Genomic DNA, 25,530 nt, shown 5'->3' with positions numbered 1-25,530 from the left:
ACAGTATTTCGAGCCATGATGTATTTGGGCTCCAGTACTTGCAGAGGCTGTATTGTGCGAGCAAACAGTGAATTAAGGTGGTACCACGTGAAATTTAACCACGTCCTTATCTTTTTATAAAGATACGGGCGTGGTTTTTTGATTTTCTAAAACATTTTTATCCAATTGGAGGAATTTACAATGACAAACAGTTTAGTGATTCAAACAGATTTCGGTTTAAGTGACGGTGCCGTCAGTGCTATGTACGGTGTGGCGACTTCAGTCGATCCGACACTTAGAATCTTTGACCTAACTCATGACATTCCGCAATATAATATATGGGAAGCATCATACCGTCTCTACCAAACCATCACATATTGGCCGGAAGGAACGGTCTTCGTATCGGTTGTCGATCCAGGAGTTGGCTCAGACCGCCGCAGCATTGTGGCGAAAACGGATGAAGGTCAATACGTCGTCACTCCTGATAATGGAACGTTAACCCATATAAAAGATACAATTGGCATTGTTGAAGTAAGAATAATTGATGAAGCTGTCAATCGCTTGCCAAAATCGGGGGAATCGTATACATTTCACGGACGCGACGTCTATGCCTATACAGGAGCGAGACTTGCATCTGGCGTTATTTCGTTTGAAGAAGTAGGTCCGGAAGTTCCTGTGGATTCCATTATTGAACTCCGAAAATATGAGCCAGCCATTGATGAAACTTCGGTTACTGGCAATATTGATATTCTTGATATTCGTTTTGGTAATCTTTGGACGAATATTAGCCGAAAACTCTTCCTCCAATTAGGAGTCGAATATGGAGACAATTTGGAAGTGACGATTCAAAATGATACACGTCAAGTGTACAAAAATATCATGACGTATGGGCGTTCTTTTGCTGATAGCCATTTAGGTGAACCATTAATCTATGTAAATTCACTTGATAATCTGGGAATAGCCATCAACCAAGGTTCATTTGCCAAAGCGTACCACATCGAAACAGGGGCAAATTGGAAAATAGCACTACGCAAGGTGCCAAAAGTCATATATAATTGAGGATGTCATAATAAAGTAAAAATTCAAAAAGGGAGATGGGGCAAGTGGGGAAAAATTTAGCGATTAAAACGATTGTTGCGATCGGGATTGGAGCGGCTGTATTTGTTATTTTAGGAAGGTTTGCTTCAATACCGACGGGAGTACCAAATACTAATCTTAATACGAACTATGCATTTTTAGCTTTAATGGCCGTAGTGTTTGGGCCAATTGCTGGAGGTCTTATTGGGTTGATTGGTCATGCTTTGTTAGACTCGATTATGTGGGGTTCTATTTGGTGGAGCTGGGTCGTTATTTCGGCATTAGTAGGATTTTTCATCGGATTTGCCGGAAAACGAATCAATATTGAATCAGGAGAGTTTGGAAAAAAACAAATTATCTCATTTAATATAATCCAGGCTACAATCCAAATTATCGGTTGGGCCCTGCTTGCCCCAATACTCGACATACTGATTTACGCTGAACCCGCCAACAAAGTCTGGACACAAGGTATTGTAATTGGACTCATGAATAGCGTAACCGTTGCTATACTTGGCACCATCTTACTCGCTGCTTACGCAAAAACAAGGGTAAAGAGTGGAAGTTTGAAAGCAGAATAATGATTTTTATAATATAATATAATGAGGAAATCGAAAATCGGTTTCCTCGTTTTAAATGTAGTCAAGGAGATCAAAATGAAAAAGCCTGTAATTCAATTTGAACATTTTACTTTTAAATATCGCACCCAAGTGGATCCAACTCTTCATGACATTCATTTAACGATTTATGAGGGGGAAAAAGTGCTGATTGTTGGTCCTTCCGGTTCTGGAAAAAGTACGATTGGTCACTGCCTTAACGGTCTAATTCCGTTTTCCTATAAAGGGGATATTACCGGGAGTTTACAAATTATGGGGAACGAAACAAAAGACCTTGATATTTTTTCACTCTCCAAAATGGTCGGGACCGTTTTACAAGACCCTGATGGGCAATTCATTGGACTTACCGTTGGCGAGGATATTGCATTCGCTCTTGAAAATGATGTACGGAATCAAAACGAAATGTCCGCAATCGTAAAAGACGTTTCTAAAATGGTTGATATGGAGGGATACTTACAATCCTCCCTTTATCAATTGTCAGGTGGGCAAAAGCAACGTGTTTCGTTGGCTGGTGTTATGGTGGATGATGTCAATATTTTGTTATTCGACGAACCGCTCGCTAATCTTGATCCAACAACTGGAAAACATGCCATTCACCTTATTGATCGCATTCAAAAGGAAACAAATACGACAGTCATCATCATTGAGCATCGCCTTGAAGACGTATTGGAATGCCCTGTCGATCGCATAGTGGTGGTAGATAAAGGGAGAATTGTAGCCGACCTCACTCCTGATGAGTTGCTTGCTTCTACTATTCTAGAAGAATGCAATATTCGCGAACCACTTTATGTAAAAGCAGCAAAATACGCGGGGTCCGACGTGACAGCTGAATCGAAACCTTCTCATATCGACACATTTACAGTCAATAAGGACAAGCTGCTCTCTTGGTTCGAATCGACTAGCCCTCCCGAACGAAAAAAGAAATCCGATTCAATTTTAGAACTGGAAAACATTCATTTTAGCTATTCACCAGGTCGTGAAACGATTCACAACGTATCTTTTTCCATTGAAAAAGGCGAGATGGTTAGCATTGCCGGGAAAAATGGTGCCGGAAAATCAACACTGGCTAGTCTTATTTGTGGATTTGTTAAACCGAATTCCGGACGCATTCTTTTTAAAGGTGTAGATATTACGAATGATACAATTAAAGAACGGGCCGAGCGAATTGGAATTGTCATGCAAAATCCAAATCAAATGATTTCAAAGCATATGATTTTTGAAGAAGTGGCGTTAGGATTGGTCTTGCGTGGCATACCTGAGGATGAAATAAAAGAACGAGTTGAAAAAACATTGCGAATCTGTGGTCTCTACCCTTTTCGAAACTGGCCAATTTCTGCCCTTAGTTTCGGACAGAAAAAACGTGTCACCATCGCTTCGATTCTAGTATTGGAGCCCGAATTGATTATTTTAGATGAACCCACCGCAGGACAAGATTTTAAGCACTACACAGAAATCATGGAATTTTTATCGGAACTAAATGAACAAGGCATCACAATTTTAATGATTACTCATGACATGCACTTAATGCTCGAATACACACCCCGAGCTATCGTCATTGCCGGTGGAGAAAAAATAGCCGATGATACTTCGGCGAACATTCTGACCAGTCGAAGCGTAATCGAAAAAGCTAATTTGAAGGAAACGTCTTTATTCGATTTGGCTATTAAAGCTGGAATCAAAGAACCGAGGGAATTTGTCGGACGTTTTATTGCCTTCGATAAGGAGGTTAGAAAAGTATGGCAGTAGAAATGCTCGCATATATTGACCGTCCTTCTCCTATCCATCGACTGACCGGTGCAACAAAATTGATTTGCTTTATTTTATGGTCTACTGCTGCCATGCTTACGTACGATACACGAGTGTTGCTATTTTTATTTATAGCAAGCATAGCGATCTTTATCATCTCACAGGTAAAAATTCGAGAAATCTCCTTCGTGTTGATTCTTATTTTGGCATTTTTATTGATTAATAATATCGCCATCTATATTTTTTCACCACAAGAAGGGGTAAAGATTTACGGGACAAACCACGTACTTTTCGAAATTATTGGAAGATATAACATAACGTGGGAACAACTATTTTACCAATTTAATATAACCATTAAATATTTTACGATCATTCCAGCAGCTCTTTTGTTTATCGTGACGACGCATCCAAGTGAGTTCGCGGCATCACTGAATAGAATCGGAGTCAGCTATCGAATTTCATATGCCGTAGCACTAGCCTTGCGCTATATTCCCGACATCCAACGCGACTTCCATAATATCGCCATCACCCAACAAGCCCGCGGAATCGATATGTCGCGCAAAGAAAAAATAGGCAAACGAATCAAAAACATTGCATCCATCGTCATACCGTTGATTCTATCCAGTCTGGACCGCATCGAAGTCATCAGCAACGCCATGGAACTCCGTGGTTTTGGCAAAAACAAAAAGCGCTCCTGGTACAGTGGTCGACCCTTTAAACGGATAGATTATGTGACCCTTATTTTGGTAGGAATCGGTTTCGTTCTTTCACTGGTGATTACTTTTTATGATGGAAGTCGATTTTATAATCCATTCGGGGCGTGAGTGGCACGCCCCGATTCTAAAACAACGAGCTAGCGGCAGAATGTCGGCAAACCCTAAAATTTTCGACAAAAAAACGACCCTTGGAATAACCAAGAATCGCTTTATTTATTGTTTTAAAGCTTCCAGCCGGGCTTGAACCGGCGACCTCATCCTTACCATGATTAAACTACATGGTTTCAAGGTTTGTAAGTGTTTGTCAAGCCCGTGATTTAATGGTGTTTATCATTTTTGAAAATGTCATCATTGACCATTAAAAATATGCTTTTGTCACTTTTAGTCACTCGTTGGTCACACGTCGGTCACACGATTTCTATATTAGAACCCCGCCAATAAATGACGGGGTTCTATAATCAATATTGATGCTCTAATTTTTATACTTAAACAGATGCCAATAAAACGGCCGCCACATAGACTGCTTATGTGCCTAAATATTTTCACACATTTTTATTGGGCTTACTCTGTCATAGTATAATTTTAATCAAAAAAAGACCAATTATACATGGTCCTTAGATTTTTTGGGTGACAATGCGCGATACCAATATTCCGACTACCACGCAGGCAGTTTATGTGTCGGTACTTTCACACGGATATATAGGGTTTACTCACGCATGTATCTGTTAATAATTATAATACATGTTTTGTTTCTAATTGTAAACAAAAAAGTGTTTAAAATAATTTATAAAAAATGCGTCAAAAATTCACAACTTTACTCTGCCCGAAAAATTTTCTTGGAAATAACTCACTTTGAACAATTTTATGCTTGAATAAATTATAATAATAATCGTTACCAAACTCATATTTAGCATACACCGAATTAGCAATAAAATCTGCAGCCTGTATTCCATATGAATTTTGTGATTCTAAATAATTCACATCAATTCTTATATCTAAATTCAATTCATAATTCAAGCGAATCTTTATATAATTTTCAAAAGAATTAATGGATTGAACTTTAATTGTCCTTTTATCAATATTTATGCTCATCTGTTTAAGCCCTTTACGCTTTGCGACTGGCTCAATAACAAATTTCAACATAAAATTATACAGTAGATTTTCATCCTCAAGAAGTTGCTTTTTCACGTGTTGAAGGTCTGCAACGATATACCTTATTTTTAAATCTTTTGAAGCTATTCTTCTAATGAAGTAATCCTTAATAGCTGGATATGCATCGCTTGCCTTTATCTCATCGAATTTTTCAAATTCGGGAAATTTCCTTTTTGTTTTCAGGATAGCTTTATTTTTCATGACATTATGTAGCGGCTTTGTATTGGTCATCTCAATACAAGCAATTGCAAAGTATCTTCCTTTTTTGCCTAGATTACCAGACTCATCAAAATTTAAAGTTATTTTGTCACCCATAGTATATCCTTTCATTTGCAAATAATTTTTGAAAACCAATTTATATAGAAGTATACCATATTCTCAGAAAACTAGAAACACAACATACTGTATATAAATCAGCTATCTTACTATCAAATAACACAATATATAGTTGCTTTTCAAATATTTTCATGTTATAGAATGAGTATCTGTTAAAGAACAAAGGCGCAAGCGCCCGTTTAGCGACGTACAAACTTTTTAGGGGCCTGACGAGATAAAGGAAACACAGTGAGCCTGAAAGGCGAGTTGATGTTGACTTATCGTAGGAAGGCACCGAAAGTTTGCTAGTCGCTGGGCGCTGGAGCCAGACGTCAATACCCACTATTAGAACTTATCCACAAGCAAGAATTTTATAGTTTCCTAAACCATAAGAAAAGCGCAAGCGCCTTGGTCAGCCCCGACAAGCAAATGTTCCTGAACCTAGGAAGGGCGATCTTTCCCTTCATAGGTTCAGGGTTATTTGACCTCGAGGGGCTAGGCGCTGGAGCTAGATCCAAACATTAGACAATTTTTATACTTTCTTACCTTTTAAAAAAAAGCGACCCACCTGCATAAGGTGGGTCGCTTTTTTTATTTACTGTAAATCCGACTTTTTAACCCAGCTATAAAGCTCTTTTATAAGAACATCATCATTGGCGACTTGCTGAATCGTATAAGATTTATTTTTATATTTAGCAGGAATAGTAACCGTTGATCTAGAATACTTTTTGGCACTGGATTTAATTTTTACTTTTTGTCCAACTTTTAGAGTGGCTGCCTTTTTGTTATCTACTGGATTAATCCAGCTACCTAGTACGCCTGCTTTGGTAGTTACGTTGACCATGCCACCTGATCTATTAAATACATAATAGGAGCCTGCTTTAACGGCACCAGCTTTATTCTTACGTGCTTTTGCATCTGCAGCTGTTTTATATCCGTTTAACGTGGTTTCTACTCTATAAGTATCTGCTGAAGTGGTTTCTTTCTTTGGTGATTCCTTCTTATTTAGAACTTCCTTATCCCAATTTGCTAGACCATAGTTTTCGATTATGCTAATAACCTTGTTAGCATATTGTGGATCTGTAGCATATCCGGCCTTGTGAATGGCTGTAATTTGCTTTTTATAGTCACTTACATTAATGGCCGCCTTGTACCGTTGGTTAACAGTCAAAAAGACCCCATAGTCCAAAATGCTTGTTGACCAGTTAGGATAAGCGCGGAAGCCAGCCTTAATGTCATAGCGCTGACCGCCATATACTTCCCAAGTGTTGAGCATGGCAGAGTTACCTTGATAGGAACCTTTAATGCCAAATAGGTTGTTGTAATTAACAGCCAGTCCACTTTTACCCCAAGCAGATTCCAACGCTGCCTGTCCTGCTGCCACAGATGGCAGAATACCAAATTTACTCCATAACTGTAATGCACCTGGTTTAATACTATTTAAAAAGTTTGCTGTACTCATTATTTATCGTCTCCTTTTTTTCCTTTTAATACTTCAATCGCTTGTATTAGTTGCTCCGGGACTGGTAACCCAATACGCCCAGCATTTTCAGTAATGCTTAACAATTCATTCGCTAGATAGAAAAAGATGACCGCATCCCTAAACATGTGGGCATCTCCAAGCGCTCCATCAATTAAATGACCGATAGCTACGAACATAAAAATCATAATTTTCTTTGGAATGGACGTGAATCCAACCTTGCTAGATAGTTTTCCTTCCGTTCCTGCTGCCATGATGCCACTGATATAATCTAAGATTACAAACACTAACAAGATTGGTAACAACGGTGTCCACCCCCATAAATAACCTGCTAATGCACCTAGTACTGTTACAGTTCCTTTGAAAAGTTTATCCAATTTTCTCCATCTCCTTTTTTACAAAATAAAAGGACCCCTGAATGGAGTCCCTTTTAACCAAAATAAAAAAGCACCTCGTGTGAGATGCTTTGCCTGTTTTTAATTTAGATTATTTTTCTAGAGTCTTTAATAATTGATCTAAATTATTTACCAATCTTTCATATTCTCCCTGCATACTTATCATCCCGAATCCAGAATTAAATACTCCTTCTGCCTTTTTAATAAATTCGTCTATAGTATCCCTATTTTCGGAATTCGAATAATAAGGTGTTAGGATTGCCATAAAAATTGAAAAAGATCTTATTGGCAATAACTCTGAATCAGTTGTGAAAATCCCACCAAAAGCACCTTCATAAAGACCAGTTTCGGAAATTGCAATATTCAAAAGTTTATTATTGGCTTTTTCAAACATTAAAAATCCCTCCTCTCTATTACTTTCGGCTAAAGGAGGGATAATCTTTAATTCTTCCCAAAACAAAAAGCCCTCTTAGGCTTCTTTTTTCAATCTCTCTAGCTCCTCTTCCAGTTCCCGGATGCGCTTTTCTTTTTCATCCGGAACCTCTAATTCTTCGCCTTCAATTACCCGTAACCGCGGCGCAAAGCTGTCCATATATAGTTCACATTTGTCAATTTGTAGAGCGACATGTGGCTCTACGAAAAACTGGAAACCCTGTTCAACGGGTATGGCTTGATTTCCAACAGTCACTCCTACGACATTGCCGTCCTCTACAGCAAAGAACACCTTGACATATTTGCCGTCAGGGTTACCTTTAAACGTTTCAATCTCCACCCATAATACCTCCCTTAAACAAAGTCCGTTTGAATGACACGCTGTATCCGAAATTCTACTTTCTCGCTTGCTGGACCCCAACTGTTAGCCCAACCGAATTTCACATACATTTCTTTTCTAGTAAAGCTAGGTTTGCCTACATCTACTATGCAAAGGTGCTCACCAGCGAAATCTTTTTCTAAAATCTTCCAATAAAGTCTATTATTAAGATTATCCGAGTTATCTTTAAAAAAATGCACGGAAAACTTCCCAGCCGAACCGGGTACCCACAAACTTAAGACAAAATATCTGGCAGAGTGGATATATTCATACCGCTGAAATACCATTGCGCCTGATGTCGGGTCTCGTACATCTGCATCGTCCGGGTCTCCTCTCCCATCCAAAGTTCCTTTAATACAGTACCACGTTGTGCCCTCGTCCGTCTTAAAAGCTCTGTATCTATACTTACCTGCAGATATCCCTGCCTTCATATAATGCGGGTCATTTCCGCTAACTGAATAAGCATTATGCATCATCCCGTCATCCATTGCTACTGCCCCGTCCGGTCTCCGAATCTGTATGCCTTTGTCATCGATTGTGATTCGCTGGTTGCCGATGGTGACTTTGCCGTTTGCGTCAACGACAAATTGATTATTGATATTTAAGCCTTTCAACGACTTAATGTGCTTAGCTTCGAGCTCGCCAGTCATTTTGACGCGTTTAAAATCAATGAGCGCTGTTTCAGGCGTTAGGTTTAATGCGCCGATGACGCCATCCTTGGAAACTTTTGCGTTAATCTGACCAGGAAGGACTTTCAGTTCGCCCTCTGCGGATGTGACACGTTTTTCTAAGCTGTCAACGACTGTTTCGTTTGCTTTGAGTGCGACTTCTCCGGCAAGGGTTTTGATTTCACCTTCGGCTGTTTCGACTCGACCGCTGACTGTGTTTATTTTTCCGTCGGTGTCCTCGGGGGCAGGTGTCCAGTCACTTGGCTTACTACCTTTCTCAAGTTTAAATTCCTTATATTGTGCTGAACTTGTTCCCGAATTAGAAACCCTTCTAAGGGAAACACTTAAACGGACGATATTTGTCGGAACTTTATGAGTTAGTACAGAGTACCCCTCTTCTCCAACGTCAATGGTATTTCCATTTGGAGACTCCACATAAGAACCATCTGTCTTATAATAGATGAATCGTAATGTAGCACCTATGTTAACAACATCTTTGTAATAGACACGCGCTGTTATTGTTTCACCAGGAGAAACAGGAATGCCTGTTGAAGAAGCATACACGTTCCAACTAGTCCAAGATGCCTTCTTAAACTCATTAGAAGTATTTGGGATTAAGTTTCTCCCACCAAACTCCAATCCATCAACCTCAGCCTCAACCTTGCCTACTCTCGTAGTTACTTGATCAGCCTTAACCTCTACATTCCCGATTTTTTGAGTTAAAGAATTGTTAATCTGATTCACTTTCGTATCGTCAGCTTTCAATCCAATGGCCTTTTCATTCTGTCCAATACGAGTACCATGACTTTTTAAATCTTTTATAATTCCGTCCTTGTCTGCGGTATACTGTGTAATGCCAACGTAGTTCAAAAATTTATTGTCTAATTCTTCGATCGTGTAGACTGTGTCGCCATCGGCTTTCTTTTCGATTTCAGAAAACATGTCTTCGGGGGCTGGTGTCCAGTCGGTTGCTTTGTTACCTATCTCTAACTTTTCGTTTTTATAGCTAACTTTTTGTTCAGAACCACTATTACTATTCGCCCTAATTGTGAAGGGCCTTAAATAATGAAAACCAGAAGGAACTGTAAAAGTTATAACCGAATAACCTTTTTCTCCCGGTTTAATCGTTAGGTCAGAAAACTCTTTTCTCCCTGTAATATTGCCAGGAGATGTCATTAATCTAGCCATTACGCCAACATTAACCGTATTGTTTTTATCATTCTCGAGATAGACCCTAAAAGTATATATTTCTCCGGCTTCTACCGGAATGTCCATATTAGCGTTATTAGATACAAAATCTCCCCAACCAGAAAATGTTCGGTTAGCGTATTCTGACGAAGTTCCTCTTAATAAATTCCTCCCGCCAATCTCCAAATTGTCAATCGCATGTACGATCTGCCCGTCCACATACTCAATCGGTGCCCTTTCGCCTATATCCTCCGCAATTTCCTTCATTTTGTTTTCATACACCGTCTTGGCAACGGAATAGATTTTAGCTTGATCAAGGGCAGATTGTGCCTTTTGTTCAGCAACGGTTTCCGCATGGGCTTTAGCTTGTCGTAGCTTCTCTTCTGCGTCTGCGATAGCCCTTGCTTCTTCTTCGGATATCTTTCCATCGGCGTATGCCTTGGCTTGTAATCCCGCTAATTCGGATTCAGCTTTTGCTACTGCCTCTGCGGCTTTTTGGGCTTGGTTAGACCTCGTATCAGCATATTTTTCAACGGCCGTTTTTAATTGATCGTCCTGTGTTTCGGCATATTTTTTGGCGTTTTCTTCAGCGGCGATTCCAGTTGCTTCCGCAAAGGTTTTGCCTTTTTCAAACACCGTTTCATCCTTACCATCGATGGTCAATCTATCATATGTGTGCTCCACCATTTCATAGTAGCTTACACGATTTTTAATCTGCTCTTTAAGCTGATTCCAAATGGCGTTGACATCTTCCTTGGTATATTCAATAAAATCACCAAGTTTTATGTCTTTCTTGGCTGTAGTCTTAATAGATCGGACCTGCTCAAATACTCGGGCTTCCAAATACAAAGGCGGAATAAACGACGTATCTTTAATGCGTATCGTATCGCCAAACCTTATTTTTTCGTTTTCAAGACCCGGGACATTTTCAAGGTCCACGATTGTCGTCTCATAAGTGACCTGTGTGTTGATACGCTTGTTCAAGGCTGTTTTCGTGTACTGCCTTGCTTCCGTTTCGGTCATATCGGATCGTTCGGATTCGATTTCATACGGTTCAATTAAGTGTTTCAAATTGCCATTTTCGTCAAGCCTACCCCAGCGTTCCAAGGCGTCAAGGTCTTCGACAAGTACCTCAATGCGGGTTCCGTCTTCACGTTCAGGACCCAAGCCAAGCAGAGCTGTTACAACGTCCTGCTTTTCTACCCTTCTAATGCTGTCTAAGTCACGCCCGAATTCAGCTTCACGGCCACGCCATACACCTACACGTTGGAGCAGATCGACATATCGCCCTGTGATTTTTGTTCCGTCATGCTCGACACGGAAGCGCAATTCAACGTTAAATTCTTTAGCAATATGCTTCAAAAATTCATATGGGCTTGTGTGTGCACTGATGGAGAGTGTTTTTTCTCCACTGGCTTCGACTGTGCCGACTTGCCAGCCCGTATCGTTTAGGGCAAAGCCTGCGTGTTGTGAAGCTGTACGCTTTTTACCTTGCTTATCAGGGTAGATGATATTTGCTTTCTTTAATTCCAAATAACTCGCATGGGCAAAGGCTTGTACCTTGTGACCTTCCGTGTCTTTATATCGGGCCGCTTCAAAAATAACGAATTCAGCCAAAGAATCGTCTTCATCTGGTATGATGAGACGGTTTCTTTTTTCGAGATATTCAGTATAGCTACGGTTGCCAATGGCTATAAAGTCATAGGTTTCTAGCGTATCCTTTAATGATTTTTTATGGTTGTCGTCTATGATGTCATCGGATTGAACGTAATCTAATATTAAATCATTCTGGCCATCTAAAATGTGGATTTGGGACATAGTATCCTCCCCCTACAAAAATCTCTCCTGAAATTTCACTTTCGTATCAAAACTATTTTCAGGCGTAACCATCAACATGTTTTCACCTTCTTTAAGCTTAAAAAAAGAACCCCCGAAATTCTTAAGGTCCTTTCTTGATTCTCCGTTTAACAAAATATCTTTGGATTTATGGTCAAACGTTACAACATCCCCAGCGTCCAAAATATAGGGCGTCTGATCGACTTTTGCCGTTGTATGTTTGTATGCCTTGATTGCATTTATCCTAGGCAAATTGGCATTGCTGGCTCCCCTGTACTTGCCTATGTGGACTTGTACATATTTAAGCTTGCCCTGGTACTCGTTCGCCACATCGTTATAGGTTTTTGTTAAGGTGTCATAATGTTTGACTCCCTCACCCTCCATCAGTCGTGCTACATAAAATTCAAACCGTTTCCCGATACGTCTCATGCGAACCATGCCATGGAAATGTTTTTCTAATTTTAAATAGTTGCCCGAATATATTGGATAGTGAATGGTATGGCCAAGGAATGGCCCGTATCTAGCCTCTGCCGCATACTGGATTCGTGCAGAAGAGTTGTCCCATATCGCCATTTTGCCGAGTACGTTCATATTCTCGTCGAATAAGTAAAATTCAATGCGGTACGTCTGATTTGGGCTTGTCGTTTCAGCACGACAACGCATTTCAATTTCAAAGTCCTGAATAGGTGAGATCTCTTTCATTAACGCCGGACCGTGCCATATGTCCTTATCAACTGTACCATAGTTTCCAACGACAATACCGGTACCATCCGCAACCAGCGTTCCCGTCACTTTGCCAGCGCCATCTACGGATGTTCCGGCAGAGGTCCAGGTATTTATGGTGTCGCCCCGTTCGTCAAAAATTAAAGATTTCTCATTGACCAGTTGCTCATCCACATCCGCGGGTTTACCGATTAGATTATATTCCTCATCGCCGTTGCTGATCATGGCAAAGGTTGTTTTCTTTTTGGCCGTGAGTTCAAAGATCGGGTCTAATTCCGCTGTGCCTTGGTTTTTGACGGTTACAATGTCGGCTGGAAAAGTTAGGGTTTTTTCAGGACCGTAAGCATATGGATCCAGACATAAAAAATGAATTTTCCCTTGTCTCAATTCCCCAATTTCCTCAAAATCTGAAATGGTATCCTGTACAAGCGCATAATAAGTTCGCCCTGGCTCATCGCTAAGCACCAAAGGAGCAGGTTCATCAGTTAACAACCATTCGGCCAATTCCGTTGCTTTTTTTAGTGCGTCTTCATCGTCTCTTGCTTTAAATCCGATTGGTAGTTCTATCAGTAAAGGCTCTACTTCAGTGGACTCCAAATACCCACCAGGATAGCCTTTTACGGTTAGTATGTTTCTTCTTCTGGGGGCAAAGGGGGGCTTAGTTCGGCCCCGTAGCAAAAGCAACCAATCCTTACTTATGCCATTAAAACTAAACGTTCTCTTAGGCAAAATCATCCCCCACTTTCTTGTTCCGATCTTGTATTTCTGTGATAATCGGTTCCAAGCCCCTCCCTAGTGATCTTCCATCGATAACGGGCCGGACATCCTTTTCAAGTAACCGTAACAAGATCTCATTCTGCTGAAGAGTTGCGATCAGCAACTCTTTCATGTATTCTGTTCCACCCTGCATTGTTTTGGCAATACCTTCACCGATTCCACCTAAAGTTTCTTTATTAAGTGGTAAGACAGCTTCTTTTCCGGCTTCACCGCCAACCATGACATCATTGCCATTCATTCCAAATGCCATTGCCTTGGTCAAAATACCACCATCAGCAAACCATTTAATGCCAAACTTCGGTACACTTGGTGGGGACAAGCTGAATTTCCCATCAATACTGATTTTTGGTAATTTCAGTTTTGGTAAACTCCATTTGAAATTCATGAAACCTTTAATTTTATCAATGGCCGCTTTAACCAACTTTTGTGCTGTCTGAATCGGATTTGTAATAGCATTCTTAATGTTATTAAAAATTGTTTTGGCTGTGCTTAAAACGCTGGTAAAATTACTTTTGACCCTTGAAACCATTCCCGTAATGAGATTTTTCACGGTATTAACTGTAGTGCGAATTGCATTACTGATTACTTGTTTTAAAGCGTTGAAAATGCTTGCTCCAAAAGTTCTAAGCGTATTAAAGTTTTTGATACCCTGAGTTACTAAACTTTTGAAGAAATTAACGACTCCGGATACCATACTTTTCACGGTATTGCTTGCACCTTTGCCAAGCCCTTTAAATGCGTTGAGTATATTCGTACCCATTCCTTTAATAATACTTAATCCAGACTTGGACAGGCTCAATAATAACTTACGAATCCCGCCAACAAACGATAAACTCATTAAATTCCAGATAAGTTTAATCGCTCCACTTAATAGCTGTTTTATACCTTCCCACATTTTGGACCAGTCGCCAGTAAATAAGCCACTGAAAATCTTGATCGCACCCATAATGACATCTAGTGCGCCCGTGATAACTCCTTTTATAGCATTCCACACATACTCTACAACAAACTTTACTGCAGGCATTATGAACTCAACAATGGATGCAATTAAACTAAATGCGTTTTTAACAGCTTCGACAATACTTTCGCCATTTTCTTGCCAAAATGCTTGTAACTGACTTAGAATCCCTTGGATAAAAGAAACTGCATCTTGTAGGATCGGGATAGCTAAAGCCTTTATCATGGATATCATTTTTACAAAAAATTCACCGAGATTACCATCACCAGTGAATAATCTGGTAAAGAATTCTACAAATCCACTAAATAGAGATTGAATAATAGGCAGTACAGTTTGAATGATGCCTTCAAGCCCGCCAAATTGGTCAATCAAGTTTTTTATGAAATCTATTCCCGTTTTAAGTGCGTTCCACGCTTTTGATTCCGATATTTTTGTATAGAGCTTACTAAACCATTCTAGTGCTATAGGTATCATTTCATTAACTTTGCTGAACGCCCCACTTACAGCATCTTTTACTTTATCCAATACACCTGATATACCGCCCAAGCCTTTAGACTCTAAAAAATCATCAAACGCCTTGATACTGCCAGCAACACCATTTGCAATGGCGGTTTGGATATTCCCCCATGATGTACTAATCCCTTTTGTTGCTTCTTTAGCTACATCTGCAAATCCACCTTGTTTTTGGGATAGTTCAATAATTTTATTATTAAACTCGTCCATTGTGATATCGCCCTTTTTAAGAGCTTCATAGAAATCGTTTTGTGCTGTCTTACCGGTAAAGTTAAATGCTTCTGCTGTTTGCTGTAAAGCGTATGGCATAGTTTCTTGTAGTGTTTGCCACGAATCCATGTTAACTTTACCAGTGGATAACATTTTGATGTATTGATCTAATCCTCTACTTGCTTGATCTTGACTCGCTCCACTTGCAAGGAAAGCGTTATTTAATGCTATTGTACTGTCTGTAGCTAAATCAACATCTTTAAAGACGTTAACCATTCGTTGCGTATCGGCTGTAATTCCATCCAACGTAGTAGGTAACCCGTCAATGCCGTCAATCAGTTTTTTGGTTGCTCTTTCAGCATCGTCTGCACCATATCCCATTTGTTGCAAAACTTTTGGAAATTGCTTAAGTGTGTCTACTCGTGATATAGCCCTACCAGTAGAACTGACAATCATATTCATGCCTTTGTCAATTAGCTTAAATACACCGATACCCGCTGCAATCTTCCCGATCCCAGCTGCTGCTTTTGTAAACGCACCGAATATGCCACTACCTGATTTTTTAGCTTTTCCGGTTACACTGTCAATACCTTGTTCAGCTTCGGATGTATCGACTCCGATTGTTCCGAAAAGCTTAAATATCTCACCCATCTAGTCACCGCCTTTCCCTCTTGGCGTGATGAGTTGAAAGGAAGCTTTAACAATTGCTTCTTCTTCCTCTTTTGATAGTTTTTTAGGCTGCTTAACATAAGCCTTTTTCTGATTCTTTTTCTTGAATGTGGCAAAGTCATTTTCCTGATCCTTGTGTAACCAAATATCAAAGAGAGTATCTTCATTTTCCTGGTCAAAAAGATAAAAAATAAAATCCGATAGTCCCTCGAGCGTAAAAGTACTCAAAAGGTCTAACGGATTTCCATATCTTTTGTATAAAATATCTTTAAATTTAAATTCTCCATGATCTACTGAAGTAAGGACGCGATAGATGAGAAAAAATCTCGTAGTTCCGGTTTTTTGAAAAACTGAACTATTAATCCGGAATACTCCTTTAAACCAAGATTTTTAATCTCTTCTTCATTTTTACCAGTGAGATCAGCAAGCAAACTATTAATATCGGGTTTGATTTTATTGATGTTTAAAAGTAATTTTTGCATCAACCCCGCTATGGCTTCCATTCCTCGGCGTTGTGCTTCTTGTTCCAAACGTGCTTTTTCTTCTTCGATTCGTTTTAACTCCGCTTTTGTAGGTTCTTTTTTCTTGTGATCTTGAGGGATTGCAGCAATTTTATCGGCATTTGATTCTACATTTTGTTCAAACAGCTGAATAAACTCATCCTTAATACCTAATTTCCCAACAATACCAAGAAGGGTAAAGATATCATCACCTTTTAGCTCTCTCATTTCTAATGTCATTATCCTTCAACCTCCGGTTCTGGTTCTGGTTCTGTACTTACCTCAGGGTAGTAGATGCGCCAAGGCATTTCATCACTATTAAGCTGCTCTTCCGTTGCGTGAGCTTCATAAGTTTGTTCAATGACAGCTTCGTTATTGTCTTCTGTACCTAATTCTAGGCCTGAAGTACAAAGCGCATTATCTAAAATAGCAACAACAGGTTGATTTGTTCCGCTTAATCGGCCTGCAATGGCAATATTTTCAAGGTAATCTCCATCTTCTAAATAGCGCTTGGATTTAATCACTTTATAGCCTTTTGGAGCTTCTTTTTCAGATGCATCAGCAATGGACCCGTTAAGGGATCGCCTAATTGTTTCAGCTGTAATTTCCTTCATGTTCGCCGTAATCGTAGCATTAGCGGACTCTAACACCTTGTTGCCTTTCACCTTCACATGCCCAGTACCGTCCACTTCGATGTCACGATATTCTTGCTCAATGGTTAAGGTAACCCCTCCACTAGTAGCACCATGTAAATCACCAGTAAATTGTCCATTTTCAAACTTTACACCAGTGTAAATCGTTGCGGCATTGATGATATATCGTTCAGATGTTTTATTGGTGTAGCCTGTCTTTCTTAACCCTGCCATCATTTATTCCTCCAATCTAACTTGCAATAAATTTGTAAATTTCTACGTCTTAACAATTTGTCCCCAGTAGGCACTCCTGTAGATCTTAAAAAATTAAAACGAAATAGATTATGTTCCGTAAGTAAAACTTTGTCTTTAAAGTGGTCTTTCAGCTTACCTTCTAATTCAAAAATACGGGTGAAGCTACCAATGTTGTCAAAAACATCAACATCAATGTAGAACCCGTCTACGTTTCTTTCGATTTCTTCTGAATCGAAATCATACGTAAGATAGGGATAGACTACTTTATCTGCTGTGTTTTGATTGTGGTAGCTTTCTGCATGTACTTCCGTAAATTGCTTATATATTTCTTGTAAAAAAGGGAGCATTTATTTCCCTCCAAATCTACGCTTAAAATTAATACCAAAAATCTGTTCAACTTGTTTTTTTGTCATTCGAAAAGCAGGACGTAAAAAAGGTTGTGGTTCTTGTCCCCAGGTAAAAAACCATTCTCCTGAAGGATCCTGATACACCCAACCGCCCTTACGTCCTGCCCCATTCTCTGCAAATTCACCTGTTCCAAATTCAACATAAACAGCATGTTCTGTTGGTGAGCCAACTTGTCCCATTAATTTGCTACCCTGACTCGTAATTTTATGGTCAATCTTGTCTCTCATTTCGCCCGTTTGAACAGCTGCTAAAGCTTTCGCTTGACCTTCTACCAATAAAAGAGCTGCAAGCATGGCTTCTTCTGAAACGGCATGAAATTGATTTTTCACTTCCTTAGAATTGTCCTCAAAGCTGAAGTTATCCTTTGCCATCAATCACACCACCATATTTACAATAAATCTCATTGTGATGACCAACACCGACTGGATCATCAGCATAAGTGACTAAATAGAATCGGTTGTGTTGGTCCACAATACGCATATCGTCAGTTATGGCTGGTGTGAATTCTGGAATGATCAATAGATGGGTAGACTCTTCAATAAAAGCGTTTTGTACTGGATTCAAGTTAGTACCAGTTACCAAATCAAGATACCCTTCTACACTCGTAACTGGAAACCAGTCCTTTATATGGCCACCAATGCCGTCTGGAATACTTTTTTCTTCTTGAATTTCAAATGACTGCATCAGCTCCACCTCATTTTTTTATACTTATCCAAAAAGGAGAGCAAGGCTTTTGGGTAGCCGTCTGTATTATCAGATGCATTAACATCAAAATAAGTGGTACTCATTCGGCTAATTGTTTCAGATTTCACGCCAATTTTGCTGCTCATTTTCACATCATACTGAATGAGTTTCTTAATCCCTCGCTTAATATCAGCTGGATATCTAACAAGCGTTAGAATAGCCCGTTTAGGCTCTTCTGGGAAGAGTTTAGCCTGCAAGGTAACAATACCCTCAACAACATCTAAAACCTCATATACGCCATCATTTAGCATTGAATAATTAACTTCGATTGAGTCACCTTTCCGCACTCCTTGAAGGGCAGCATCAAGAGTAATAGAATCTTCACCAATAGACTTAATTTGATAGCGTATTTGCTTGACTTGAAAATTATTACTGGTTAGTGCTCTTACTGCTTGTTCAAAGGCGTCTAGATCGTCCTGATCAATAGAAGAATCTATTTTTTTTGCTTCATCAAGTGAGATAATCATATTTTCACCTCAATTAAAAAGAGGACTATTATAAGCCCTCTTACCCTTCTACTTCTCCAACTTCTTCTGGATCCTTAGGCTTGATGACGAAATCAGCCAGTGCATCCTTTTGAATAACCTTTCTACCCCAAACAGATAGGCCTTTTACTGCATCAGAGAAGTTTTTCTCTGGACGATAGGCTTCTGTCTCAACAATCTGGTTAGCAAATGTTAGAGCATCTGTAGTACCCGCAGGAACGTGTACAGCACCACCTGTACCCGTCTTAAGGTTGTTCGATTGCAAGAGTTGGAAACGCCCTACAGTTGCGCCCTCAACAACACCATTAGCCAAAACGTTTAAATCTTTAGTAAAACGTGGGTCTTTTGCCAATAATCCTAAAAACCATGGTGGGAGTGCAATTTTTCGTCCACCACTCGGAACATTCTTTTCGTCAAGAAGAACACCTAGGTCTACTAATGTGTCATAAGCGTTTTTAACATCAATTTCAATCGGGTTAGATGCAGAGCCTTGTTTCACTCCCGCACCAGTAGCAGCAACATTAAATACATCTTGGTCAATAACATCAGCAAGGTTATATGCAGCACGGCGCATAGACCCATCCAATAGATTGACGTTAGCCTGTGCCTTATCTACATCTTTTACAGCAAAATTAAAGTATTTTGCCTGGTCAATTACTAGTGTTTGTTGAGTAGAATCAATTTCCTCTGGATCATCAATATCGGATCCATCGTAATCCTTAATGGTGATGTTACCTAGCTGATTAATTTTAACCGTATCACCATACGCCTGAATTTCTCCCTCATAGTCACGGTTAACGAATTGGAGCGCAACAAGCGACTTGTCAAGATTAGCAAGTAGCCGTGCGCTCCAAATTGTTGGAATAAAGTTTTTAAAATTTGAATTTGGTAATGCCATTATTCATTTCCTCCTTGTGCTAGGGCAGCTGAAACAGCTTCCCAGTTATCATTAATCTCTTGTGGCGTTAAATTCTTCAACTGATCTTGCGTATAGGTCTTGGTTTGGCCACCCTTATCTAGCTTGTTGTCTTTCACCTGATAACCTGGTGGTGTATTAGCACCGCCTTTTCCTTCTTCATTTTCGTCTTCAAAATAGGAAGGATTAGCTTCCTGTAAAGACTTGATTTTATTATCCAAATCCTTAATAGAACCATCCTTATTTACTTCAATTTCACCCAACTTGAAAATCATATAATCAACATCTTTTGCACCAGCTTCACGCAATTTTTCTTTGAGCTGCACGTCTGTTTGTAGCTTTTGCAATTCTTTTTCTGCAGCTTCTTTTGCGGCCTGTGCTTCCTGCAATTGCTTCTGGATATCCGGATTATCCTTTGTTTTCTCCTGCAGGTCTTTCAACGTTTGGTTCGTAGTTTTCAATTGGTTAGCGACATTGTTATATTGATCTTTTGGCACTGCATTCTTGGGAAACTCCGTATTAATCTCTTTCATGGCTTCCTCAATGTTATAAGTACCATCTTCATTTTTATGCTTTTCAATAATTGCTTTAATCCATTCCATTGGTAAATTCCTCCTATACCTTTTATAGTGGTCGGTTCCACTTAGGATTGCCGGATATACTGCCGGTTCAGCGCAAACCTTTTTACGTCATATTCAGGACAAAATAAAAAAGCCGTTAAAATTTAACGACTTCCCATTCTTCACTAAGCATTTCTGGATAAGTAGGGATCCAAGGAACTACCCCCTTATCCGATTCAACGACAAAATATGGATGTGTATATTCGTCAGACCGTTCAATACTCACATGAGTATTTTTATTCCAGAATGGTAAACGTACTTTTCCGAAATTTTTCATCACTTCTAATGCTTGTCCAAAATTCATATTACCCCTCCTTTCCTACCCAGTGGATCGTATAAAGGCTTTTCCTTTTTCACCACTTTTGCCTTCTCTTCCGACTGCTGCATTTGTGCCATTTGCATAGCAAGCAATTCATGTGGTGGTATGTCTACTTCATTGTTGCGATCTATTTTTTCGATCGCTTTACGAATTCCCTTGAGCTCTCCAAGAAGAGCTTTTTCAAATGGTGTCATTGCCAATAAATTCACCCCCTAAAAATGGACATAAAAATAGCACCTAACTTTTAATTTCAGTTAAGTGCTTCTTACTTTCTATCAATATAATCGACATATTTATCAAGCAATTTCTCGGTTTTCTTACCAAATGTATTGATGTTATAAAATTCATCAAAACCTTTTAAAGTGATGACATCTTGAAGTTCATCTTCAAAATCAATTAATTTTTCATCATCGTAATCAACATCAAAATCAAAGTTTGGCAATTCTTTTTTTAAAAAAGTTTGTTCTCTCAAATCAAACACTTCATCTAATCTCATGAACTACCACCCCTTTTCTTTAATTTTTCAGCAGTTTTACTAGACGTTTTATGTGTTGTAATAATATTACCCGTTAAGGGATTGATGACAACGGATGTTTTTTCACCAACATATTTCCTTGAAACCTTCCCTTGATCATCTATTTTATCTTTCTTTATCTCTAAAGGATTAATAAGCGCATCTTTCGTATCGGGAAAGCTTATGTTTCTTTGTATCATTCTATCGAATTGATGTTCTGAAATACCTTTAATTTGCACATCATCTTTCGTATTTAAGCCAATTATACCAGATTCAGCTCTTTTTTTCTTGTAGCCAAACCATTCCTTATAACTCTTATAAGAAAATTCATTCCCCTCATTATCCCGTCTTAGTTCAGGTGATATTCCATTAACCTCTGTAATGGTGGTACAACGACAATGAATATCCTCTTCAGCTACACCAAATAAGCGGGGACCATCTGCTTTATGACCATCTTTTGTTACAAACTTATCTTCAATATCAACGGTTTGCCCATCTAAATATTGATGTGAATCTCTTGTAACCTTATCAAGAGTGGACAGCCATTTCTTTTTAAGATCCACACCTTTTTTCTTTGCTTCAACGTAGCTTCGCTGTTTTGCAGTAGACTGGACTCGACCGCCTTCTGTGCGGGCTATTCTAAAAGCACGCTTATATGATGCTTCTGTGAGTTCAGATATCTGCTTTGCTGCAACTGCATAACTTTTTCCTTTTCTTGCTGCATCTAATAGTGCGTTGACTGTTTCTTTGGCCAATCTGTCACGGTCTCGATACAATCGTTTGGAAAATACCTTGCCTTTCACCGGATGGTGCACCAGCTGCTTAATATATTTTTCAGGAAGCATATTCATATTTAACTGGATATTATGAGCGCCTTCCATAGCATACCAGGTTCCATAGTAACCTCGCTCCGCTTCATCTTTTGCATACTCCTCAACGGCTTTATTTGCCTTCTGATAAGTCTCTCTTAAAATCTTATCGATCTGCTTTCCATTTTCAAGTAGCCTTTCAGCTTCCAGTCGCTTGGAAAAGGACAGTGTTTCATAGTTTTCTATGAAGACCTTCATTTCCTTTTTTATATCAATCAAAGCTTGACGATAATATTTAAACAGCTTTTTGTTGACCGCACCCTCAGCATAATTAGAGAGTTGCTCAAGCTCCTTCTGCCACTTGTCCAGTTCCCGCATCTGGATCACCTTCTTCTACTGGATCCGTATTATCAGAAAAACCTTCTTCGTAATCCTCTGAATCAAGCAGCTCTTGTACCTCTTCCCAATCAAGTTCAAACTGTTCACAAATCATTTTCAGAACTGTTTCATCATCAAGCCGTGGTGCAACTGACAAAATGGTTTGAATTATAACTTGTTTGGTATCCGCTTCTGTTTTGGCCCTGTCAACAAGATCCGTTTCATTTACCATTGTTTCACGGGTAATGGTTACTTTAATATCAGACGCCTTATAAGCTGTTCCGTGACGCCGATTAATATCCTGGACAATTAATTCATTCATCCATTTTAACAACGATCGTAAGCGGATTTCAGCCTTATTTGCCTTCATATCCAATAGAGCGTAACGGCTTTTAATAACAATATTGGTAATATTACCATCCCCAACTTGAGTGGAATCAAAGCCCATACCGAACTTATAAATGGCATCTTTGTTTATCTCTAACTTTGTCTTACGGGCATCAACTGGAATATTGAATGTTTTAATATCTAAACCGCCTGTTTCACTCACGCCAACCGTCTTTTTAGCCTTGATATTCTTACGTAACTTGTTCAAGTCATCCCCAGGGTATCCCTTGACTACATAAATGGCTTCGGTAAAGTCCTGGAGGTTGTTAGATATGAAACAAGCCATTAAGTCGTAATCGTCAATGAGTGCCTTGATTGGCTCCAAATCGGTTTGATTCTTCTTGTTGTTGCCCAGCTTATAGAATGGGATTGTTCCATAAGAGCGTTCCAATACCTGACCATCATCTTGAATAGCTACAATATGAGGTCTAGGGTTCATTTCCCTTTTTTGGTCAAGAACAAAATTGCCATTCTTGTCTTTTACGTAGAAGGTAACCTGTTTATCATCCCAAACCTCTGCATGTTCTACAGGTGTGTTTTTACCATCTCTTGTAATATCTTTGTTGTAATATCGAACAACGGCTTTAAGGTCTCCGTTATCGTCATACACATCAAAGGTTTGAAGACTGTCAGACACTTGAAATTTAAGAATATCCTGTGCGGTAGTTCTAGCATATGCATATTCAAATCCCTTCACAGAGGCACCCTCTAGGGCTTCTTGTAAGAATAATTGAAGGTCCTCATCATAGTATTCTTTTAGATATTCTTGGAACTGTTCATCCTCAACCTCTACTTCAACTGGATTAGATAACAGATATTGCACTTTTTGATCAACCAACTCTGTGAAAAAAGGATGAGGGATTTTAATATTTGATGCAAATGTATCTTCTTGCAGCACATCATTATCATCCAAGTAAAAAATACGGTTATTTAAAATATCATGCTTGTAATCGTAATAAGCTTGTCCTTGCCTTGCTTTATCTTTAGCCTGTGAATGTTTATCCTCCTGAATTGCTTTTGACAATGCACGGGCAACCACTTGAGGATTATCACTTATTAAATATCTGTCCACTTTTTCACCACCTTTAAATAAGCCAATCAGATTGACCTTTTATTTTTCTAAGTAAACTTGCAGCACTGTCTGGTGAATCATCATGTTCTGCATTTTCCGTGTAGTCCAATATTTCGTTAATGTATTCGGGATCCGTATCATCTAGCCATTCAATCTGTTTCCAATACTTCCTGAGATAAGTTGTAATTTTAATAAACTTATTCTGTGATTCGTGATATTCCTGGGCAAAGGCCTTACGTTTGTTCAATTCTTTAGCTAGATATCCTTTATCAGCATTTTTTTCCACGTGAATGGTGCCGGCTCTGAATTCTTTGTGATAGGCTACAATCTCACCAAGACAATCATCCACATGCTTCTCCCAACGCTTACCAAAGCCTATAATTCTATCCCCAATGACTTTAAATATGGTGAATGCTGTACCATCAGAACCACCGTAGGAAGCATCTATATGCGCCAATCCGTTATAGATCAACTCTATCTCGCTTGTATATTTTGGAGCACTGAACATGGCATCTGCATCGGCTATATGCTTTAACTCATAGTTGGCTGCAAAAAGAGAAGGTGACATGCTATCTCTTAAATGCTGCAGCTGCTCTTTATTAATCAAATTAGTTTGATAGCAGTCATATCTAATGACATTGGGCATAGAAGAAATGGCATCTTCTTTATGCCATGGAGTACCTGTATTTATAAAGCGCCACCACGATTTTTAACATTTTGTAATTCCTGGTACTGCAGCTTAATCAATTTACGCTCGGCTTTACTTACACGGTCTTTAACGTTAACAATATCGTCAGTAATGATGATGTCAGCGTGTTTACCTGTGATAGATGCTTTTATACCAATTCCAAGCAATTGAGACGTACCACGGCTGCTAGTCTTTAAATTCGTGTCTATTTCAAAGCTTGTCTCTTTTAAAAGAACTAACTCAACGCCATAAAGGACGTAAACTAGCTTCTTAAAATAATCACTTAGCAATAACTTCTGTACCTGCAGCACGATCTCTATAACGTCTGTATCTGTCTTCCGGAAGAAAATAATATTCTTATTTGGCTGCAGCACAATCAAAAATGCAATGGCGATGGCCAGGCAGGTTGTTTTATAACTACCCCTATGGGCAAGTAATGTTTGATCTTCTTTCACAAACAAAAAAGACTTAATCCATTCATTGTGAATGCCAATTAAGTCTTTGAATCCTGTCCAATGACCGAATTTTACTGGATTGGTTTTAACCAGGTCTAAATATTGTTTTTGTTGCGGAGTCATGAAGTATCACCATTTAGATAATCGTCAATCAATTTAGCTTTATCAGCTAAATTGATTGAACCAGAGTGATTAATATCCTGTTTATCTACATATAACCCCGCCATAGTCAATAAAATTTTGCGATCTTGGTGACCTTTTTCTCCCAGTGCATATAAGTAAGTGGCGTTTAAAACATTACCTATTTTTCCTTTAACCAAATCAAGCGTTGTGCTCTTAACAAGATCCTGAAAATCCTTCTTTTTCATAGCATCATAATATTTATTTCGACTGACTCCGGCGAGATTACAAATATCCGTAACACTTTTCCCAACATTTTCAGGACTGATCAATACTTCTAGTAACTTTTTTTCTGCAGCAGTTGGTTTATAATTGTCACTCTTTGTCACGTAATCTCACCT

The 25,530-nt window shown here is 39.1% G+C and carries 29 protein-coding genes; 4 read left to right on the top strand and 25 right to left on the bottom strand.

The features are described 5' to 3' along the window. The first annotated feature begins 180 nt into the window (after positions 1-180). The 4 genes from MUB24_RS03510 (at position 181) to MUB24_RS03495 (ending at position 4,240) form a co-directional block, all read left to right on the top strand. Complete coding sequence (locus MUB24_RS03510; RefSeq protein WP_244701320.1) at positions 181-1,038, top strand: SAM hydrolase/SAM-dependent halogenase family protein; 858 nt, start codon at positions 181-183, stop codon at positions 1,036-1,038. Between the two features lie 35 nt (positions 1,039-1,073). After that, positions 1,074-1,634 carry an ECF-type riboflavin transporter substrate-binding protein gene (locus tag MUB24_RS03505; RefSeq protein WP_396426693.1) on the top strand — a complete coding sequence of 187 codons (561 nt, stop codon included), beginning with the start codon at positions 1,074-1,076 and terminating at the stop codon, positions 1,632-1,634. A 75-nt stretch (positions 1,635-1,709) separates the two neighbouring features. Beyond that, entirely contained in the window at positions 1,710-3,416 is a 1,707-nt protein-coding gene (locus MUB24_RS03500) for an ABC transporter ATP-binding protein (RefSeq protein WP_244701316.1), read from the top strand. Continuing rightward, on the top strand, positions 3,407-4,240 hold the full coding sequence (locus tag MUB24_RS03495; protein ID WP_244701315.1) for an energy-coupling factor transporter transmembrane component T family protein: 834 nt from the start codon (positions 3,407-3,409) through the stop codon (positions 4,238-4,240). Before MUB24_RS03500 ends, MUB24_RS03495 begins: the two co-directional genes overlap by 10 nt. Positions 4,241-4,930: 690 nt before the next feature. On the opposite strand, the gene MUB24_RS03490 is transcribed toward MUB24_RS03495, so the two are convergent. The 25 genes from MUB24_RS03490 to MUB24_RS03370 form a co-directional block, all read right to left on the bottom strand. Next, entirely contained in the window at positions 4,931-5,599 is a 669-nt protein-coding gene (locus MUB24_RS03490) for a DUF3800 domain-containing protein (RefSeq protein ID WP_244701313.1), read from the bottom strand. A gap of 595 nt (positions 5,600-6,194) precedes the next feature. Next, entirely contained in the window at positions 6,195-7,061 is an 867-nt protein-coding gene (locus tag MUB24_RS03485) for a glycoside hydrolase family 73 protein (RefSeq protein ID WP_244701311.1), read from the bottom strand. Next, the gene (locus MUB24_RS03480) at positions 7,061-7,456 is read right to left on the bottom strand and encodes a phage holin family protein (RefSeq protein ID WP_244701309.1); all 396 of its coding nucleotides are present in this window, start codon (positions 7,454-7,456) and stop codon (positions 7,061-7,063) included. The genes MUB24_RS03485 and MUB24_RS03480 overlap by 1 nt, the downstream gene beginning before the upstream one ends. Positions 7,457-7,565: 109 nt before the next feature. Further along, a complete protein-coding gene (locus MUB24_RS03475) occupies positions 7,566-7,934 on the bottom strand; it encodes a hypothetical protein (RefSeq protein WP_244701305.1) in 369 nt (122 codons plus the stop codon). Positions 7,935-7,943: 9 nt separating this feature from the next. Further along, positions 7,944-8,246: a hypothetical protein gene (locus tag MUB24_RS03470; protein WP_244701303.1), complete on the bottom strand. Its 303-nt coding sequence runs from the start codon at positions 8,244-8,246 to the stop codon at positions 7,944-7,946. A gap of 14 nt (positions 8,247-8,260) precedes the next feature. Next, positions 8,261-11,959, bottom strand: coding sequence for a phage tail protein (locus MUB24_RS03465; protein ID WP_244701300.1), 3,699 nt, complete (start codon positions 11,957-11,959; stop codon positions 8,261-8,263). 12 nt (positions 11,960-11,971) lie between these two features. Further along, complete coding sequence (locus MUB24_RS03460) at positions 11,972-13,429, bottom strand: distal tail protein Dit (protein ID WP_244701297.1); 1,458 nt, start codon at positions 13,427-13,429, stop codon at positions 11,972-11,974. After that, positions 13,422-15,809 carry a phage tail protein gene (locus MUB24_RS03455; protein WP_244701294.1) on the bottom strand — a complete coding sequence of 796 codons (2,388 nt, stop codon included), beginning with the start codon at positions 15,807-15,809 and terminating at the stop codon, positions 13,422-13,424. Before MUB24_RS03455 ends, MUB24_RS03460 begins: the two co-directional genes overlap by 8 nt. Beyond that, on the bottom strand, positions 15,810-16,055 hold the full coding sequence (locus MUB24_RS03450) for a hypothetical protein (RefSeq protein ID WP_244701291.1): 246 nt from the start codon (positions 16,053-16,055) through the stop codon (positions 15,810-15,812). It lies immediately after the preceding gene. Between the two features lie 62 nt (positions 16,056-16,117). Further along, on the bottom strand, positions 16,118-16,567 hold the full coding sequence (locus MUB24_RS03445) for a hypothetical protein (protein WP_244701288.1): 450 nt from the start codon (positions 16,565-16,567) through the stop codon (positions 16,118-16,120). Next, positions 16,567-17,193: a hypothetical protein gene (locus MUB24_RS03440; RefSeq protein ID WP_244701285.1), complete on the bottom strand. Its 627-nt coding sequence runs from the start codon at positions 17,191-17,193 to the stop codon at positions 16,567-16,569. Before MUB24_RS03440 ends, MUB24_RS03445 begins: the two co-directional genes overlap by 1 nt. Beyond that, positions 17,193-17,561 (bottom strand): hypothetical protein, encoded by a 369-nt coding sequence (locus tag MUB24_RS03435; protein WP_244701282.1) that lies wholly within the window; start codon positions 17,559-17,561, stop codon positions 17,193-17,195. Before MUB24_RS03435 ends, MUB24_RS03440 begins: the two co-directional genes overlap by 1 nt. Then, on the bottom strand, positions 17,562-17,993 hold the full coding sequence (locus MUB24_RS03430) for an HK97-gp10 family putative phage morphogenesis protein (RefSeq protein ID WP_244701279.1): 432 nt from the start codon (positions 17,991-17,993) through the stop codon (positions 17,562-17,564). Beyond that, a complete protein-coding gene (locus MUB24_RS03425) occupies positions 17,980-18,306 on the bottom strand; it encodes a phage head completion protein (RefSeq protein ID WP_244701275.1) in 327 nt (108 codons plus the stop codon). The genes MUB24_RS03430 and MUB24_RS03425 overlap by 14 nt, the downstream gene beginning before the upstream one ends. Further along, positions 18,306-18,833, bottom strand: coding sequence for a hypothetical protein (locus tag MUB24_RS03420; RefSeq protein ID WP_244701271.1), 528 nt, complete (start codon positions 18,831-18,833; stop codon positions 18,306-18,308). The genes MUB24_RS03425 and MUB24_RS03420 overlap by 1 nt, the downstream gene beginning before the upstream one ends. A gap of 40 nt (positions 18,834-18,873) precedes the next feature. Beyond that, a complete protein-coding gene (locus MUB24_RS03415) occupies positions 18,874-19,749 on the bottom strand; it encodes a phage major capsid protein (protein WP_244701269.1) in 876 nt (291 codons plus the stop codon). Further along, a complete protein-coding gene (locus tag MUB24_RS03410) occupies positions 19,749-20,369 on the bottom strand; it encodes a phage scaffolding protein (RefSeq protein WP_244701266.1) in 621 nt (206 codons plus the stop codon). Before MUB24_RS03410 ends, MUB24_RS03415 begins: the two co-directional genes overlap by 1 nt. Before the next feature lie 115 nt (positions 20,370-20,484). Then, a complete protein-coding gene (locus MUB24_RS03405) occupies positions 20,485-20,691 on the bottom strand; it encodes a Thoeris anti-defense Tad2 family protein (RefSeq protein WP_244701264.1) in 207 nt (68 codons plus the stop codon). Beyond that, positions 20,688-20,906 carry a hypothetical protein gene (locus MUB24_RS03400; RefSeq protein ID WP_244701262.1) on the bottom strand — a complete coding sequence of 73 codons (219 nt, stop codon included), beginning with the start codon at positions 20,904-20,906 and terminating at the stop codon, positions 20,688-20,690. The genes MUB24_RS03405 and MUB24_RS03400 overlap by 4 nt, the downstream gene beginning before the upstream one ends. Before the next feature lie 65 nt (positions 20,907-20,971). Further along, entirely contained in the window at positions 20,972-21,202 is a 231-nt protein-coding gene (locus MUB24_RS03395; protein WP_244701260.1) for a hypothetical protein, read from the bottom strand. After that, entirely contained in the window at positions 21,199-22,407 is a 1,209-nt protein-coding gene (locus MUB24_RS03390; RefSeq protein WP_244701258.1) for a phage minor head protein, read from the bottom strand. The genes MUB24_RS03395 and MUB24_RS03390 overlap by 4 nt, the downstream gene beginning before the upstream one ends. Beyond that, positions 22,373-23,866 (bottom strand): phage portal protein, encoded by a 1,494-nt coding sequence (locus tag MUB24_RS03385; RefSeq protein WP_244701256.1) that lies wholly within the window; start codon positions 23,864-23,866, stop codon positions 22,373-22,375. Before MUB24_RS03385 ends, MUB24_RS03390 begins: the two co-directional genes overlap by 35 nt. 13 nt (positions 23,867-23,879) lie before the next feature. Next, positions 23,880-24,512, bottom strand: coding sequence for a hypothetical protein (locus tag MUB24_RS03380; RefSeq protein ID WP_244701254.1), 633 nt, complete (start codon positions 24,510-24,512; stop codon positions 23,880-23,882). 41 nt (positions 24,513-24,553) lie between these two features. After that, positions 24,554-25,132, bottom strand: a complete 579-nt coding sequence (locus MUB24_RS03375; RefSeq protein WP_244701252.1) for a hypothetical protein — start codon at positions 25,130-25,132, stop codon at positions 24,554-24,556. Beyond that, positions 25,129-25,518 carry a hypothetical protein gene (locus tag MUB24_RS03370; protein WP_244701250.1) on the bottom strand — a complete coding sequence of 130 codons (390 nt, stop codon included), beginning with the start codon at positions 25,516-25,518 and terminating at the stop codon, positions 25,129-25,131. Before MUB24_RS03370 ends, MUB24_RS03375 begins: the two co-directional genes overlap by 4 nt. Positions 25,519-25,530: the final 12 nt, after the last annotated feature.

Origin of the sequence: Lederbergia sp. NSJ-179 (genome assembly GCF_022867885.1) — a bacterium.
Lineage (GTDB): Bacteria > Bacillota > Bacilli > Bacillales > Bacillaceae_C > Lederbergia.
This window is presented reverse-complemented; position numbering and strand designations above follow the sequence as displayed.

Coding starts and splice junctions, on each gene's coding strand:
- MUB24_RS03510 (WP_244701320.1), top strand. CDS start 181: ATGACAAACAGTTTAGTGATTCAAACAGATTTCGGTTTAAGTGACGGT.
- MUB24_RS03505 (WP_396426693.1), top strand. CDS start 1,074: ATGGGGCAAGTGGGGAAAAATTTAGCGATTAAAACGATTGTTGCGATC.
- MUB24_RS03500 (WP_244701316.1), top strand. CDS start 1,710: ATGAAAAAGCCTGTAATTCAATTTGAACATTTTACTTTTAAATATCGC.
- MUB24_RS03495 (WP_244701315.1), top strand. CDS start 3,407: ATGGCAGTAGAAATGCTCGCATATATTGACCGTCCTTCTCCTATCCAT.
- MUB24_RS03490 (WP_244701313.1), bottom strand. CDS start 5,599: ATGGGTGACAAAATAACTTTAAATTTTGATGAGTCTGGTAATCTAGGC.
- MUB24_RS03485 (WP_244701311.1), bottom strand. CDS start 7,061: ATGAGTACAGCAAACTTTTTAAATAGTATTAAACCAGGTGCATTACAG.
- MUB24_RS03465 (WP_244701300.1), bottom strand. CDS start 11,959: ATGTCCCAAATCCACATTTTAGATGGCCAGAATGATTTAATATTAGAT.
- MUB24_RS03455 (WP_244701294.1), bottom strand. CDS start 15,809: ATGGGTGAGATATTTAAGCTTTTCGGAACAATCGGAGTCGATACATCC.
- MUB24_RS03445 (WP_244701288.1), bottom strand. CDS start 16,567: ATGACATTAGAAATGAGAGAGCTAAAAGGTGATGATATCTTTACCCTT.
- MUB24_RS03440 (WP_244701285.1), bottom strand. CDS start 17,193: ATGGCAGGGTTAAGAAAGACAGGCTACACCAATAAAACATCTGAACGA.
- MUB24_RS03435 (WP_244701282.1), bottom strand. CDS start 17,561: ATGCTCCCTTTTTTACAAGAAATATATAAGCAATTTACGGAAGTACAT.
- MUB24_RS03430 (WP_244701279.1), bottom strand. CDS start 17,993: ATGGCAAAGGATAACTTCAGCTTTGAGGACAATTCTAAGGAAGTGAAA.
- MUB24_RS03425 (WP_244701275.1), bottom strand. CDS start 18,306: ATGCAGTCATTTGAAATTCAAGAAGAAAAAAGTATTCCAGACGGCATT.
- MUB24_RS03420 (WP_244701271.1), bottom strand. CDS start 18,833: ATGATTATCTCACTTGATGAAGCAAAAAAAATAGATTCTTCTATTGAT.
- MUB24_RS03415 (WP_244701269.1), bottom strand. CDS start 19,749: ATGGCATTACCAAATTCAAATTTTAAAAACTTTATTCCAACAATTTGG.
- MUB24_RS03410 (WP_244701266.1), bottom strand. CDS start 20,369: ATGGAATGGATTAAAGCAATTATTGAAAAGCATAAAAATGAAGATGGT.
- MUB24_RS03405 (WP_244701264.1), bottom strand. CDS start 20,691: ATGAATTTTGGACAAGCATTAGAAGTGATGAAAAATTTCGGAAAAGTA.
- MUB24_RS03395 (WP_244701260.1), bottom strand. CDS start 21,202: ATGAGATTAGATGAAGTGTTTGATTTGAGAGAACAAACTTTTTTAAAA.
- MUB24_RS03390 (WP_244701258.1), bottom strand. CDS start 22,407: ATGCGGGAACTGGACAAGTGGCAGAAGGAGCTTGAGCAACTCTCTAAT.
- MUB24_RS03380 (WP_244701254.1), bottom strand. CDS start 24,512: ATGCCCAATGTCATTAGATATGACTGCTATCAAACTAATTTGATTAAT.
- MUB24_RS03375 (WP_244701252.1), bottom strand. CDS start 25,132: ATGACTCCGCAACAAAAACAATATTTAGACCTGGTTAAAACCAATCCA.